The sequence below is a fragment of the Streptomyces sp. NPDC002911 genome (assembly GCF_053591835.1).
Genome location: NZ_JBSFUO010000019.1, coordinates 77,435 through 91,228 on the forward strand (window position 1 = coordinate 77,435; position 13,794 = coordinate 91,228).

The 13,794-nt window shown below is 69.1% G+C and carries 15 protein-coding genes and 1 pseudogene; 10 read left to right on the plus strand and 6 right to left on the minus strand.

What is annotated here, in order from left to right; genetic code table 11:
• Window positions 1–12: 12 nt before the first annotated feature.
• Window positions 13–705, minus strand: coding sequence for a response regulator transcription factor (locus ACWD04_RS24865; protein WP_451135419.1), 693 nt, complete (start codon window positions 703–705; stop codon window positions 13–15).
• A gap of 347 nt (window positions 706–1,052) precedes the next feature.
• On the opposite strand from ACWD04_RS24865, the gene ACWD04_RS24870 reads away from it, so the two are divergent.
• From ACWD04_RS24870 to ACWD04_RS24910, 9 genes are all read left to right on the plus strand, one after another.
• Window positions 1,053–1,838, plus strand: coding sequence for an amino acid ABC transporter ATP-binding protein (locus ACWD04_RS24870; protein ID WP_451135421.1), 786 nt, complete (start codon window positions 1,053–1,055; stop codon window positions 1,836–1,838).
• Window positions 1,839–1,870: 32 nt separating this feature from the next.
• Entirely contained in the window at window positions 1,871–2,794 is a 924-nt protein-coding gene (locus ACWD04_RS24875) for a glutamate ABC transporter substrate-binding protein (protein WP_451135423.1), read from the plus strand.
• A 141-nt stretch (window positions 2,795–2,935) separates the two neighbouring features.
• Window positions 2,936–3,583 (plus strand): amino acid ABC transporter permease, encoded by a 648-nt coding sequence (locus ACWD04_RS24880; RefSeq protein WP_451135425.1) that lies wholly within the window; start codon window positions 2,936–2,938, stop codon window positions 3,581–3,583.
• Entirely contained in the window at window positions 3,580–4,521 is a 942-nt protein-coding gene (locus ACWD04_RS24885; RefSeq protein ID WP_451135426.1) for an amino acid ABC transporter permease, read from the plus strand. The genes ACWD04_RS24880 and ACWD04_RS24885 overlap by 4 nt, the downstream gene beginning before the upstream one ends.
• Window positions 4,522–4,923: 402 nt before the next feature.
• A complete protein-coding gene (locus ACWD04_RS24890; RefSeq protein WP_451135428.1) occupies window positions 4,924–6,558 on the plus strand; it encodes an FAD-dependent monooxygenase in 1,635 nt (544 codons plus the stop codon).
• A 32-nt stretch (window positions 6,559–6,590) separates the two neighbouring features.
• Complete coding sequence (locus tag ACWD04_RS24895; RefSeq protein WP_311605579.1) at window positions 6,591–6,677, plus strand: putative leader peptide; 87 nt, start codon at window positions 6,591–6,593, stop codon at window positions 6,675–6,677.
• A 71-nt stretch (window positions 6,678–6,748) separates the two neighbouring features.
• The gene (locus tag ACWD04_RS24900; RefSeq protein ID WP_451135430.1) at window positions 6,749–7,300 is read left to right on the plus strand and encodes a cysteine dioxygenase; all 552 of its coding nucleotides are present in this window, start codon (window positions 6,749–6,751) and stop codon (window positions 7,298–7,300) included.
• On the plus strand, window positions 7,297–7,704 hold the full coding sequence (locus ACWD04_RS24905) for a rhodanese-like domain-containing protein (RefSeq protein WP_451135432.1): 408 nt from the start codon (window positions 7,297–7,299) through the stop codon (window positions 7,702–7,704). Before ACWD04_RS24900 ends, ACWD04_RS24905 begins: the two co-directional genes overlap by 4 nt.
• 173 nt (window positions 7,705–7,877) lie before the next feature.
• Complete coding sequence (locus ACWD04_RS24910; RefSeq protein ID WP_451135434.1) at window positions 7,878–8,585, plus strand: DUF6197 family protein; 708 nt, start codon at window positions 7,878–7,880, stop codon at window positions 8,583–8,585.
• A gap of 189 nt (window positions 8,586–8,774) precedes the next feature.
• On the opposite strand, the gene recX is transcribed toward ACWD04_RS24910, so the two are convergent.
• The 4 genes from recX to ACWD04_RS24930 all read right to left on the minus strand — a co-directional run bounded on the left by recX (window position 8,775) and on the right by ACWD04_RS24930 (window position 12,453).
• The gene (gene recX, locus ACWD04_RS24915) at window positions 8,775–9,473 is read right to left on the minus strand and encodes a recombination regulator RecX (RefSeq protein ID WP_451135436.1); all 699 of its coding nucleotides are present in this window, start codon (window positions 9,471–9,473) and stop codon (window positions 8,775–8,777) included.
• 3 nt (window positions 9,474–9,476) lie between these two features.
• The gene (gene recA / locus ACWD04_RS24920; RefSeq protein ID WP_451135438.1) at window positions 9,477–10,604 is read right to left on the minus strand and encodes a recombinase RecA; all 1,128 of its coding nucleotides are present in this window, start codon (window positions 10,602–10,604) and stop codon (window positions 9,477–9,479) included.
• A 299-nt stretch (window positions 10,605–10,903) separates the two neighbouring features.
• On the minus strand, window positions 10,904–12,049 hold the full coding sequence (locus ACWD04_RS24925) for an AI-2E family transporter (RefSeq protein WP_451135475.1): 1,146 nt from the start codon (window positions 12,047–12,049) through the stop codon (window positions 10,904–10,906).
• A 209-nt stretch (window positions 12,050–12,258) separates the two neighbouring features.
• The gene (locus tag ACWD04_RS24930) at window positions 12,259–12,453 is read right to left on the minus strand and encodes a DUF3046 domain-containing protein (protein ID WP_451135440.1); all 195 of its coding nucleotides are present in this window, start codon (window positions 12,451–12,453) and stop codon (window positions 12,259–12,261) included.
• An 80-nt stretch (window positions 12,454–12,533) separates the two neighbouring features.
• On the opposite strand from ACWD04_RS24930, the gene ACWD04_RS24935 reads away from it, so the two are divergent.
• Window positions 12,534–13,448 (plus strand): hypothetical protein, encoded by a 915-nt coding sequence (locus ACWD04_RS24935; protein ID WP_451135442.1) that lies wholly within the window; start codon window positions 12,534–12,536, stop codon window positions 13,446–13,448.
• A 52-nt stretch (window positions 13,449–13,500) separates the two neighbouring features.
• Here the strand turns inward: ACWD04_RS24935 and ACWD04_RS24940 are convergent.
• Window positions 13,501–13,608, minus strand: a pseudogene (locus tag ACWD04_RS24940) (AzlD domain-containing protein); the annotation flags it as partial.
• Window positions 13,609–13,794 lie beyond the last annotated feature (186 nt).

Genomic DNA, 13,794 nt, shown 5'->3' on the forward strand with positions numbered 1-13,794 from the left:
GAACGTAGGTCCTCAGGCCGACGGGGGGACGAGCCGGTAGCCGACACCGCGTACGGTCTCGATCAGTGCGGGAAGCCGCAGCTTGGAGCGCAGCGACGCGACGTGCACCTCCAGGGTGCGTCCCGTTCCCTCCCAGCTCGTCCGCCACACCTCGCTGATGATCTGCTCCCGTCGGAAGACCACGCCAGGGCGCTGGGCCAGCAGCGCGAGCAGGTCGAACTCCTTGCGGGTGAGCTGGACCTCCTGGTCTTCGACGCTGACCCTGCGGGTGGGCAGCTCGATGCGGACCGGTCCGATCCGCAGGGCCGCGAGGGGGGTCGGTCCGGTGTCCTCACCGGCCGTCCTGCGCCGGGCGACAGCGTGGATCCGGGCCAGGAGTTCACCGGTGTCGTACGGCTTCACGACGTAGTCGTCGGCGCCGAGGTTGAGGCCGTGGATCCTCGAGCGCACGTCGGAGCGCGCGGTCACCATGATCACCGGGATCGCCGAGCGCTTACGGATCTTGCCGCACACCTCGTAGCCGTCCTGGTCGGGCAGGCCGAGATCGAGGAGCACGACCCCGAAGGGCTTCTTGTCGGCCGGCAGAAGCGCCTGCAGGGCCTCTTCGCCGGTGCGGGCATGCACGACCTGGAAGCCGTGTCGTGCGAGCACGGCGGACAGGGCAGCCGCGACGTGGTCGTCGTCCTCGACGAGCAGCAGTCTCATGGCTCCCCTCTCCCCTTCATGTCCGGTCATGTCCTTGGTGGCTACGACGGACCGTGACGATCCACCGGTGTTCCGCCCGGCGGACCTTGCCGTACAGCAGCGATTCACGTCATTGCCGTACCAGGGCATCCACGCTGATGACAGGTACCTCAGTCAAGTCCCCGCCCGTTACCACCAGGTTTCCGTTACCCACCCGGTACGCCGACGTGCGTCCCGTGGCGTCCTGTGTACGCGGTGTGTCCGGCTGCGGCCGGATCGTTATGCTCAATTTCCGCTCAGATGTAATGACGCTGATAGCACCACCTCACTAGGGTCCTTCTAACCGAGGAGGACGGAGCATGAAGCCGATGAGCGGAGTTTCAGTGACCAAGGCCGCCGAGGATGCCGCACCCGCGGAGGACGACCTTGTCGTACTGAGCAACGTCAACAAGCACTTCGGCGCGCTGCATGTGCTCCAGGACATCGACCTGACCATCGCTCGCGGCGAGGTCGTCGTAGTCATCGGACCCTCCGGGTCCGGGAAGTCCACGCTGTGCCGCACGATCAACCGCTTGGAGACGATCGACTCGGGCGCGATCACGATCGACGGCAAGCCACTGCCCCAGGAGGGCAAGGCGCTGGCCAGGCTGCGTGCCGATGTCGGTATGGTCTTCCAGTCGTTCAATCTCTTCGCGCACAAGACAGTGCTCGAGAATGTGATGCTGGGCCAGATCAAGGTCCGCGGGACGGACAAGAACGCCGCCGAGGAAAAAGCCCGGAACCTGCTCGACCGGGTGGGAGTCGGCGTGCAGGCGGACAAGTACCCGGCGCAGCTCTCCGGTGGTCAGCAGCAGCGCGTCGCTATCGCCCGTGCGCTGGCGATGGACCCCAAGGTCATGCTCTTCGACGAGCCCACGTCGGCGCTCGACCCGGAGATGATCAACGAAGTGCTCGAGGTCATGCAGCAGCTGGCCCGGGAGGGGATGACCATGGTCGTCGTCACCCACGAGATGGGCTTTGCCCGTTCGGCTGCGAACCGGGTGGTCTTCATGGCTGACGGGAAGATCGTCGAAGAGGCGGCTCCCGACCAGTTCTTCAACAATCCGTGCAGCGACCGGGCCAAGGACTTCCTGTCGAAGATCCTTCACCACTGATACCGACGACCCACGACACGAGGATTGTTCACATGAAGCTCCGCAAGTCGGCCGCCGCTACGGCCATCGCTGTGCTCGCTTTGACCGCGACCGCGTGCGGTGGCAAGGAGGGCTCCGCCGGCGACAAGCCGTCGGGCACCAAGCCCGGTTCGTCGGAGGCCCCGAAGCTGCCGACGTACACCGTCGCGACCGGTGTCGACCTGGACTCGCCGGCCTTCAAGGAGGCGAAGAAGCGCGGCAAGCTGGTCATCGGTGCCAAGGCCGACCAGCCGTACCTCGGCTTCGAGGACCAGTCGACCAAGGAGCGCTCCGGCTTCGACATCGAGATCGCCAAGATGATCGCGGCCGACCTGGGCTTCTCCGACAAGCAGATCGAGTGGAAGACCGTCGACTCCGGAATCCGTGAGACGGCCATCTCCAAGGGCCAGGTCGACTACTTCGTCGGCACCTACACGATCAACGACGAGCGCAAGAAGCAGGTCGGCTTCGCGGGGCCGTACTACAAGGCCGGCGCGGACCTGCTGGTGCGCAAGGACGAGACGTCCATCACCGGCAAGGAGTCGGTGAAGGACAAGAAGGTCTGCTCGATCGTGGGTTCCACCCCGCTCCAGGAGATCAAGAAGCCCGAGTACGGCGCGCAGGTCGTCGAGCTGGCCAAGTACTCGGACTGCGTCCAGCAGCTCCTGACCAAGCAGGTCGACGCCGTCACCACCGACGACTCGATCCTCAAGGGTTACGCCGCCGCCAACTCCGGCAAGCTCAAGGTCGTCGGCAAGCCGTTCACCGACGAGCCCTACGGCGTCGGCCTGGACAAGGACGACAAGGTGCTCCGCGAGGCGATCAACAAGACGCTGGACACCCGTGTCAAGGACGGCACGTACAAGAAGATCTACGACGCCACCCTGGGCCTGTCCGGTTCGGAGTACACCGAGCCGCCGGCCATCGAGAGCTACTGACTCAGCTCCGTCGCTGACGTCCCGTCACTGACGCCACCCGCGTGAGCGAGGCGTCCCGTCCGCCGCCGTCCCTGAGCACGACGGCGGACGGGGCGCCCCTTCCCCTGCCCTGATGCCGCTGACCGCCGACGCGGAGACCCCATGAACGTATTGCTCGACAATTTCCCGGAATTCCGCGACGGCTTCATAGGAACTGTGTCGATCACCGTCATCAGTTCGGTCATCGCCCTTGTCCTGGGTGTCGCCATCGCCGGCTGCCGGGTTTCCCCCGTACCGCCGCTGCGCTACTTCGGTACCGCCTGGGTGACCCTGCTGCGCAACACCCCGCTGACACTTCTCTTCCTCATCTTCTTCTTCGTGGTGCCGGAGATCCTCTTCCCGGGCATGAGCCCCTTCCTGCTCGGCTCCCTGGCCCTCGGCTTCTACACCTCCTCCTTCGTGTGCGAGGCGGTCCGCTCGGGCATCAACACCGTTCCCCTGGGGCAGGCCGAAGCCGCGCGCTCCATCGGAATGACGTTCACGCAGACCCTGCGGATCGTAGTTCTGCCGCAGGCCACCAGGTCCGTCATCCCGCCGCTGAGCAGCATCTTCATCGCGCTCACGAAGAACTCGGCCATCGCCGGCGCCTTCAGCGTCACCGAGCTCTTCGGCTGGCAGAAGCTGATGAGTGACCGGGGCTACGAGATCACGCCCGTCTTCATCTGGGTGGCCCTCGGCTACCTGGTCGTCACGTTCACCATCAGCGGTCTCTTCCGGCTGCTGGAGCGCCGCATGGAGGTCGCCCGATGAGCGCCAGCGTTCTCTACGACGCACCGGGCCCCAAGGCCGCCGTCCGCAACCGGATCTACGCCGTGGCCGGAAGCCTCGCGATCCTGGCCCTGATCGCGGTCAGCGTGGTGCGGCTGTCCGAAAAGGGGCACCTCGCCCCCGAGATGTGGGACATCTTCAACTACGCGGGCATCCGGCAGAACATCGCCGACGCCGTGCTCGCCACGCTCAAGGCCTTCGGTCTGGCGGCGGTCGGCTCACTGATCCTCGGCGTGCTGCTGGCCGTCGCCCGGCTCTCCGACCACAAGCCGGTCCGCTGGTTCGCCACCGCGTTCATCGAACTCTTCCGTTCGATCCCGCTGCTGATCACCATCTACGCCGTCTGGGTCGGCTTCCTCACCGACTACTCGATGTGGGCCCTGGCGCTCGGACTGTCGGTCTACAACGGCTGCGTCCAGGCCGAAGTGCTGCGCGCGGGCATCAACTCCGTGCCCAAGGGCCAGAGCGAAGCCGCGTACGCCCTCGGGATGCGCAAGACCCAGGTCATGGTCAGCGTGCTGATGCCGCAGGCGGTCCGTGTGATGCTGCCGACGATCATCAGCCAGCTGGTGGTGACCCTCAAGGACACCTCGCTCGGCTTCATCATCCTGTACCCGGAGCTGCTCCAGACGGCGCGTCTGATCGCTTCCAACACGCAGGTCAACGCCCAGTACCCGTACGTCTCGACCATCGCCGTCATCGGTACGATCTACGTGGCGATGTGTCTGGTCCTGTCGGCGCTGGCCACCTGGATCGAGAAGCGCGGCCGGCGGGCCAAGACCGGTATCGAGGTGGCCGCGGCTGCCGAGACGCCGGGAATCCTGCCCGTCGGCAGTCTCGCGGGCCCCCGCACCGAGGACGGCCCGGCAGGCGGCCCCGAGGGGAACGAGGGGAACGGCAAGATCGGCAAGACGGACTGACGGGTCACGCGCCGGCATCTCCCCCAACGGGTGACGCGCCGTACGCCCTCCTCCCGTCCTTCCGTTCATGGCAGCCCGTCGGTACACCGGCGGGCTGTCCTGCTTCCCTGAACCACACATTCGCCACTGCACGCCGCACACGGTGCCCCGATCTCCTGGTACGGACGGAGGCATGGGAGCTGCATGGGTTGCGCGGGACGGCAACGCGGGCCTCCCGCCCCACTGTCGCTTGACGCAAGCAGCGGCAGTGGGTTGCATTCGTTCTGTGATCGCGTCCCGAAGCACCGCCGCCGCGCCCCCTCCCTCCCTTGTGAGCTCCACGGCCTCCACCACCCCCATGCCCCTCGCGACAGCCTTGACGAACTTCGCGACCCGCACGATCAGCGCCGGAAGGATCACACCGTGGACCCGGTGATCGTCGTAGGCACCGGGCCGGTCGGGCTGGCGCTGTCGCTCGCCCTCGCGGCGCAGGGCGTTCCCTCCGTCCTGCTCGACGAGGGGACGGGAAAGGACGAACCGCGTCCCGCCCGCACCGTCGTGCTGCGTGAGGACACCGCGGACCTGGTGGAACGGCTCGGCTGCTCGGCACTCCAGGACGAGGGGCTGCGTTGGACCGGCTGGCGATCGGTGCGGCGTAAGCAACTGGTGCGGGCGGTTCCCCTCGGCGAGGAGGCGGGCATCGTGCCGCTGCCCTCGCCCGTCCACCTGCCCCAGCACGCGCTCACCGGAGGGCTGCGGGCCGCCGTCGCCGCGCAGGACCTGGTCACCATGGTGCCGTTCAGCAGGATCGACACGCTGGAGCAGGACCCGCACGGCGTCACCGTGCACACCCGGGAACCCAAATCGACGTGGTGGCGTGGAAGTTACCTGGTGGGCTGTGACGGCGCACGGTCCACCGTGCGCAAGCTCCTGGACATCAGGTTCCCCGGTCGTACGGCGGTGGAACGGCACGCCGTCGCGGCGCTCCGTGCCCAACTTCCCTGGCCCGGCGAGGCCGTGCTGCACCGGTCTCCGCCCTGGCGTACAGGCGGTGCCGAAGTCACCGCGCGGCCGCTGCCCGACGGGGTCTGGCGACTGGACTGGCTTCTTCCGCCGCGCGGCGAACTCGTCACCCCCGACGCCCTGATCACCCGGATCCGGGACACGCTCGAGGGTTGGTGCGGCGAGACGCCGGCCTACGACCTGTTGGACACGGGCGTGTACACACTGCACCACCGGCTGGCCCGGCGGTGGCGGTCCAAGCGTGCCTTTCTCGCCGGGGACGCCGCCCACCTGCTGGGCGCACTCGGCACGCAGGGCCTGGACGAGGGGTTGCGGGACGCCGAAAATCTCGCCTGGAAGCTGGCGCAGGCCTGGCACCAGGGCGCCTCCGACCTTCTGCTCGACAGCTACCAGGCCGAGCGCAGGGCCGCAGTGGCCTCCCGGCTGCGCGCCGCCGACCAGTCGCTGCCGGTACTGCGGGGCGGCCCGGGCCTCCGGACGCTCGTACCGGGCTCCGCACGAGGGCACGACACGTTACTGGCCGACGGCCATCTGGGATGCGGGCCCCTGGGCGCGCCCCCCTCATACACGCACTCCCCCCTCTCACCTCCACACACCGAGGCTCACGCAGCGGTGGGAACGGCCCCCGGTGCGCCGGTCGCCGATGTGCGGGTGACCGCACCCGACGGGGAGACGGTGCGGCTGCGCGAACGGCTGGACCTGGGACACCTGCTGGTGATCCTGGTCGCTCCGGGCACCGGAGTGTGGGACAGGCGGCACTGGCTGACCGCGGGCGTCATGCCCCGGCTCATCGACGCGGTGGCCGCCCTCCCCGCGAAGGCCGAGCTACTGGTGACCGAGAGCTACCCGGGGGCGACGGCCCACACCGTATTGCTGGTCAGGCCGGACGGGCATCTCGTGGCCGCCTTCAGCGGGGTGCGGCCCGCCGAACTCCTGGCGGCGGCCGATGCGGCGCGCGGGGGTGGTGCGGACGCAGCGCACGACGACCCACCACGTATGACCGCGAACTCCGAACGGGCCGCGGACATCAATTGACCGCCGCAGGCACACATGGTGTACTCCAGATCATGACCGACACCGATGTGCGCCTGTGGCGGAGGGTCCATATGGACCTCGTCCGCTATGCGGGCTGCGTGTGTCGCCCGTCCTGCTGAATCGCCTCTCCCGGCACGCCGCGCTGTTTCCGCCCGGCCGTGCTTCCACGCGAACTCTCAGGACGGTCCCCGTGTCTTCCCCCTCTTCTTCGCTGCCCACGCCCGCGCCCCCCGTCGACGCTGACCCGTCGGCCCCGACCGCCGCGGAACTGCTCGACTTCGTCCGCCGGACCGCGGAGGACACCGCGCTGATCGCCTCGCTTCCCCTCGATCCCGAGGGACGCACCTGGCTCCGGCTCGAGGGCCCCGGCGGCAGCGAGGCGTGGCTGATCAGCTGGCCGCCCGGTACCGGCACCGGCTGGCACGACCACGCCGAGTCGACAGGTGCGTTCACCGTCGCCACGGGCGCCCTCAGGGAGCACTCCCTGGCCGCCCGGCTGCCCACCGAGGGCTGGAAGACCCTCGAACTGAGCGAGGGCATCGACCGGAGCCGGCTCCTGACGACCGGCCGGGGCAGGGCTTTCGGCCGGCACCACGTCCACGAGGTGCTCAACGAGTCGGGCCGCGAGCACGCCGTGTCGGTGCACGCCTACTACCCGCCCCTGCCGCAGATCCGTCGCTACAGCCGTACGGGGGCGGTACTGCGCCTGGAGCAGACCGAGCGCCCGGAGGACTGGCAGTGAGCGGTGGAGACCAAGGACACCAGGACCCTGCGAGCATCGACGAACTGCTCACTGGCGTGCGGGCCGCCTACGAGCGGATCGGCCCTCGGGAGGCCGCAGCCGCGGCTGCGGAAGGTGCCCTGCTGGTCGACATCCGCTACGCGGCGCTGCGCGAGAAGGACGGCCTGATCCCCGGGGCTCTGGTCGTCGAGCGCAACGAGCTGGAATGGCGGCTCGATCCGCAGGGCAGCCACCGTGCCCCGCAGGCAGTGAGCCACGATCTGCGGATCGTGGTGATCTGCAACGAGGGCTACGCCTCGAGTCTCGCGGTCGCCTCCCTGCGTCAGCTGGGACTGCACCGGGCCACAGATCTGACCGGCGGTTTCCAGGCGTGGCGCGCGGCCGGGCTCCCGGTCGCTCTCTGACCGGATGCGCGTGACCGAATGGCCGGTGGCACTGTCACCGGTCATTCGGCTGTTCCCGGAGCCCGGATGATTCCCGGACCCACCCGAACGCTGCTCTCCGGTGGAGCAATCGCCGCGCGCGACGGACATTCGTCTCATCACTGAGAACCGGAATGTACGGAGATGTCGCGTCGATGGAGACCGCTCAGCTCAGCCCGGACCAGCTCGACGCACAGGCCTCCCGGCTCCACGACGCAGACCGCTGGCAGCGCATCATCACAGGCTGGGAGCGCACCGCCCCAGAGCCCGCGCCTCCCGTGGCCCAGGCAGCCCTGGCCTCCCCCGTGGCCCCGGCGGCCCCGGCGTCCCCCGTGGCCATTGCGGCTCCTGCTGCCGTGCCGGACAGTGCGGCACGGGCCGCAGAACTGGCCGGCTGGCGGGATCTGCTGTCCGTGCCCGTCGACCGGCTGATCGAGGACTCACTGCGGACCTTGCCCGCGCGGCGGCCTCAGGAACGCCCTCTTCCAGGGCGCTTCGGCGCTGCGCTGCCCGAGCGTCTGCACGCGTGGCGCCGCATCGGACAGCCCGATGTCCGTCCGTCCACTCATCTCGGCTACGCGCGCCAGATCCTGACCCAGTGGGGCTGGCAGAACACCCCTTACCGCCTGCGCAACGCCCGTGGTGCGCGCTGCCTCTGCGGGGCCATGCTGACCGCCCACCGGCTCGGCTACGGGTCGCTCGACACCGTCGACCGTGCCGGCGCCTGGCTCATCACCGAGCTGCGCTCGGCGGGCTGGACCGGCCTGATCGGCCCCTGGAACCGTCAGCCGGGCCGCACCGCCGCAGACGCCCTGGCCCTGATCGATGCCACGATCCGCCGGGCGTCCCTGGCAGGGCACTGAGCCAGTCGGCGGGCTGCCCCGGCCGGCGCCGAACGCAGCCTGGGGGCGGTCGGCTGCCGCGGCGGTGGCCCCCTCCGCCACCGCCGCGGGCCCGTTCCATGGCCTGTGCGCCCACTACCAGACCCCCGTCACTTCCCGCCGAGCGCCACGCCCCCGTGTTCGCCGCCCGGCGCGTCCCCCGCTTGCCGGTCAAAAGGGCTCGTCCAGCCCTTCCGTGTCCTCCCCCTCCGCCTCGATCGCCTGGCGCACCACCCGCAGGGCCATCCCCTCGCCGTACCCCTTGCGGGCGAGCATGCCCGCGAGCCGTCGCAGACGCTTGTCGCGGTCCAGCCCCCGGGTGGAGCGGAGCTTTCGCGCGACGAGCTCCCTGGCCGTCTCCTCCTCCTGTTCGGGGCAGAGCTGCCCGACCGCCTCGTCGATCACCGCCGGGTCCACCCCCTTGGTGCGCAGCTCCCGCACGAGGGCACGCCGCGCCAGCCCCCTCCCGTGGTGCCGGGACTCGACCCAGGCGTCCGCGAACGCCGCGTCGTCGATCAGCCCCACGTCCTCGAACCGCGAGAGCACATCCTCCGCCGCCTCGTCGGGAATCTCCCGCTTGCGGAGCGCGTCCGCCAACTGCTGTCGGGTGCGCGGGGTCCCGGTCAGCAGCCGGAGGCAGATGTTGCGCGCCTGTTCGGCCGGGTCTCGCGGTTCCCCCTTCTCGGCCCTCGACGAGGAAGGGGAACCGCTGCTTCTGGAACGGGAGCGGGAACGACGGCCAATCCCCTCGCCGGCCCCGGGCCCCCGACCGGGATCCGGGGGACCCCCGTACGGCTCTGCGGCGTACTCGGGGCCGGGACCCGCACCGGTGTCGATGCCGGTGCCCGGCCACTCCGTGCGACGCGTCACGGCCTAGCTCTTGGCCGCTGCGGTCTTGGCGGGCTTGGCCTTGGTCGCGGGAGCCGGTACCGACTTGGCCGCCCCGTCGGCCGGGGCACCGGCGACTGCGGCATCGGCCGCGGGCTCCGCCGTCGCTTCCTCCGGACGGACACCGACGCCGAGCTTGTCAAGGATCTTCTTCTCGATCTCGTTGGCGAGGTCGGGGTTGTCCTTGAGGAAGTTGCGGGAGTTCTCCTTGCCCTGGCCGAGCTGGTCGCCCTCGTACGTGTACCAGGCGCCGGCCTTGCGGACGAAGCCGTGCTCCACGCCCATGTCGATCAGACCGCCCTCACGGCTGATGCCCTGACCGTAGAGGATGTCGAATTCGGCCTGCTTGAACGGCGGCGCCACCTTGTTCTTGACGACCTTGACGCGGGTGCGGTTACCCACGGCGTCGGTGCCGTCCTTCAGCGTCTCGATCCGGCGGATGTCCAGGCGGACCGAAGCGTAGAACTTCAGCGCGCGGCCACCGGTCGTGGTCTCCGGGGAGCCGAACATCACTCCGATCTTCTCGCGGAGCTGGTTGATGAAGATGGCGGTGGTCTTGGACTGGTTGAGCGCGCTGGTGATCTTACGGAGCGCCTGGCTCATCAGACGGGCCTGCAGACCCACGTGCGAGTCACCCATCTCACCCTCGATCTCCGCACGGGGCACCAAGGCCGCGACGGAGTCGATGACGATCAGGTCCAGTGCACCGGAGCGGACCAGCATGTCCACGATCTCCAGCGCCTGCTCGCCGTTGTCCGGCTGCGAGAGGATGAGGTTGTCGATGTCGACGCCGAGCTTCTTCGCATACTCAGGGTCCAGAGCGTGCTCCGCGTCGATGAACGCTACCGAGCCGCCGAGCTTCTGCGCGTTCGCCACGGCGTGCAGCGTCAGCGTCGTCTTACCGGAGGACTCCGGCCCGTACACCTCCACCACGCGGCCGCGCGGCAGACCACCGACGCCGAGCGCGACGTCGAGCGCGGTGGACCCGGTGGGGATCACCTCGATCGGCTCGTTCGGCCGCTCACCGAGGCGCATCACCGCGCCCTTACCGAATTGCCGTTCAATCTGTGCGAGTGCGGCGTCCAGCGCCTTCTCGCGGTCGGTTCCTGCCATGGGTTCCACCCGATTTGCTTGAGTCGATCGCTTCACGTCACAGACGCTAACCCCTGCCACTGACAATGGGCCTCGACGTCCTCCCGGCCTGTGGACAACTCCACGGCCGGGCCCGGCAAAACCCGGCCGGAATCTCATGAGAATGGATGTTCGATTTCAGTGTCAAGCGCACCACGCCCGGCCGACACGGCCGAGATCAGCCGCCCATGACAGCCGATAGCGAACAAGTCAATAAAATGTGACAGGCTTCATGCCGAACTCACGGAGGCCCAAGACCCTGGAGGGCCTTCCGGCCGATGTCACCGGTCACCGCCGGCCCGGCCGCTGACACCCCCGTCGCCCCGCACCGGGCGGCGGATCCTCGACAGCACCGGCTCGCCACGGTGCCAGTGGTGGCCACCCTGCACCCTCGGGTCGTCCATCACGTCGTAGCGCTTCACATACGCGCCCAGGAACGCCTGGAGCGTCGCGATGGCCGGAATGGCGATCAGCGCACCGACCGCGCCCATCAGCGCGGTACCCGCGACCACCGAGCCGAAGGCGACCGCGGGGTGGATGTCGACCGTCTTGGACGTGAGCTTCGGCTGCAGCACGTAGTTCTCGAACTGCTGGTAGACCAGGACGAAGCCGAGGACCCACAACGCGTACCAGGGATCGACGGTGAAGGCGATCAGCATAGGCAGCGCGCCGGCCAGATACGTACCGATCGTGGGGATGAACTGGGAGACGAGGCCGACCCAGACCGCCAGTGCCGGCGCGTAAGGCACACCGAGGACCATCAGCAGGATGTAGTGGGCCGCGCCCGAGATGAGCGCCATCAGTCCGCGGGAGTAGATGTAACCACCGGTCTTGTCGACCGCGATCTCCCAGGCTCGCAGCACCTCGGTCTGCCGGGAGGGGGGCAGCACGGAGCACAGCGCGCGCCGCAGCCGGGGGCCGTCGGCAGCGAAGTAGAACGAGAACAGGAAGATCATCAGCAGCCGGAACAGCCCGCCGAGCACGGTGGTCGAGACGTCGAGTACGCCGGTCGCGCTGTTCTGCACGTACTTCTGGAGCCAGTCGGAGTGCAGCAGGCTGTCCCGCACCTCGACCCGGGAGAGCTGTGTACGGAAGGTCTGGTTGACCCAGTTGATCACCGAGTCGAGGTACTTGGGAAACTCCTCGACCATGTCGACGATCTGGCCGGCGAGCATCGAGCCGAGCAGGACGACGAAACCCACCCCGGCGATCAGCACGGCGAGAAAGACCAGGAAGGTGGCGAGTCCCCGGCGCATCCCGCGTCCGGCCATGCGGCTGACGGCCGGCTCGATGGCCAGCGCCAGGAAGAAGGCGATGAGGACGTTGGTCAGCAACCCGATGAGCTGGTAAAAGGCCCAGCTGCCCAGTTGGAAGCACCCGTAGAGCGCCAGTGCCATGACTATCGCGCGCGGCAGCCAGCCGGGCATGCGGACAGGGCCGGGGCCGGGCGGCGGCGGATTCGGTGGTGCGGCCGGCGGGACGGGCGGCGAGGCGGGCGGCTGGGTCTGGGCGGTCTCGTCTGTCGGTGCCACAGGGTAAGTCTCGCTCACCGCAATGACAGCCGGCTGCCGACCCCGTCGGCGCCCGCCCCGGAAGACAGGTCACGCGGTCGTGCCCGTGGACAGAATCGCGCCGCTCAGCGTTTGTCCGGAGGCACGCCGACCGCCGAGCAGACCCCCCGCCAGACGTCCCTGGCCTCCCACCCGGCGGCCAGGGCCTCGTGCACCGTACGGCCGCCGAGTTCCGCCATGACGTGATCGCGCGCGAAGGAGTCGGCGTACGCCCCGCCGAAGTGGTCCGCCATCCGTTCCCAGAAAATCGTCAACCGCATGCCCCCAGTATCCCGCTCCTGGGAGTGCAGCCGGGCCGGGAGGTCCTGTCGGCGGCACTTTCCCCTCTACGGTCGGTCCCATGGCTGGAACCGGAGCAAACCCTCTCGCCCGCGCCGAGCAGTTCATCTGGCTCACCGCACGCGTCCTCGAACAGCGGCGGTTCGCCCATCTCTTCCTGGGGGGCAGCGCGGACATCGTGGAAACCGCGCTCGCCGCCTATCGCAACGAGGACGGCGGCTACGGTCACGCGCTCGACCCCGATCTTCGCGGACCGATGAGTCAGCCACTGCACACCGCTCATGCGCTGAGCGTGCTCGACTCGATCGGTGGCTGCGGTGGTCCGCGCGTCGAGCGGATCTGCCGCTATCTGACGGACGTGTCGACCAAGGCAGGCGCGCTGCCCGCCCTCCACCCGTCCCAGCGCGGCTACCCCTCGGCACCTTTCGTCCCCGTCGTCGACGACCCGCCCGCCGAACTGCTGGCGACGGGCCCGGTGGTCGGTCTGCTGCACCGCAACAAGGTGTGGCATGCCTGGTTGTTCCGGGCCACCGACTTCTGCTGGGCCGCCGTCGACGCCCTGGAGCAGTCCCATCCGTACGAGATCGAGGCCGCCGTCGCCTTCCTGGACGGCGTCCCCGACCGTGCGCGTGCCGAAGCGGCCGCCGACCGGCTCGGGCAACTGGTTCGTGAGCAGCGGCTGGTGGTGCTCGATCCGCAGCGTCGCGCGGAATACCCGGTGGCCCCCGGTTACGCCCCGGGGGAACACCACTTCCCTCACGACTACGCCCGCGCACCCGGGTCGCTCGCCCGCCGCTGGTTCAGCGACGGCGAACTGGGGCGCTCCCTGGATCATCTGGCTGCCGAACAGCAGAAGGACGGCGGCTGGCCGGTCAACTGGCGGCAGTGGGCGCCCGGAACAGCCCTGGAGGGCCGCCCCATCGTGACGCTCAAGGCCCTGCAGACCCTCCGGGCGTACGGTCGTGATCTGCGCTGATCCGTCCCGCTCCGGAGCAGGGTGCGCGTGCCCGCGGTGGCCATGACGGCGGCCGTTGCACGCCGGGTCGTTCCAGGACTCCGGCGGGGACCAGAAACCCCGGGGGCTTCGCGAGACAGCAGTTGACAGTGGTGAGACCGATGGCGATCCAGATGTTCATCGGCCCTCCCCAGGCAGTGCCTTCGGTGCCGGTATCGTCCACGGCGCTCTCGTCACGGCCCTTCAGGACGAGGACGACCGAAGCCGCCGACGCGGCCACGAGTACGGGCGCACCAGATCGAGACCGGGCAGCTCCTCGTAAGGCCGGCGCCTCGCCCGTTCCTCTGTCGTGTCCACCTCCGCCGTC

Excerpts from the sequence above, each read along its gene's own strand:
- ACWD04_RS24895 (WP_311605579.1), top strand. The coding sequence starts at position 6,591 with ATGACCGACACCGATGTGCGCCTGTGGCGGAGGGTCCATATGGACCTC.
- ACWD04_RS24865 (WP_451135419.1), bottom strand. The coding sequence starts at position 705 with ATGAGACTGCTGCTCGTCGAGGACGACGACCACGTCGCGGCTGCCCTG.
- ACWD04_RS24930 (WP_451135440.1), bottom strand. The coding sequence starts at position 12,453 with ATGCGGTTGACGATTTTCTGGGAACGGATGGCGGACCACTTCGGCGGG.
- ACWD04_RS24925 (WP_451135475.1), bottom strand. The coding sequence starts at position 12,049 with ATGCCCGGCTGGCTGCCGCGCGCGATAGTCATGGCACTGGCGCTCTAC.
- ACWD04_RS24870 (WP_451135421.1), top strand. The coding sequence starts at position 1,053 with ATGAGCGGAGTTTCAGTGACCAAGGCCGCCGAGGATGCCGCACCCGCG.
- ACWD04_RS24885 (WP_451135426.1), top strand. The coding sequence starts at position 3,580 with ATGAGCGCCAGCGTTCTCTACGACGCACCGGGCCCCAAGGCCGCCGTC.
- ACWD04_RS24875 (WP_451135423.1), top strand. The coding sequence starts at position 1,871 with ATGAAGCTCCGCAAGTCGGCCGCCGCTACGGCCATCGCTGTGCTCGCT.
- ACWD04_RS24910 (WP_451135434.1), top strand. The coding sequence starts at position 7,878 with ATGGAGACCGCTCAGCTCAGCCCGGACCAGCTCGACGCACAGGCCTCC.
- recA (WP_451135438.1), bottom strand. The coding sequence starts at position 10,604 with ATGGCAGGAACCGACCGCGAGAAGGCGCTGGACGCCGCACTCGCACAG.
- ACWD04_RS24880 (WP_451135425.1), top strand. The coding sequence starts at position 2,936 with ATGAACGTATTGCTCGACAATTTCCCGGAATTCCGCGACGGCTTCATA.
- ACWD04_RS24935 (WP_451135442.1), top strand. The coding sequence starts at position 12,534 with ATGGCTGGAACCGGAGCAAACCCTCTCGCCCGCGCCGAGCAGTTCATC.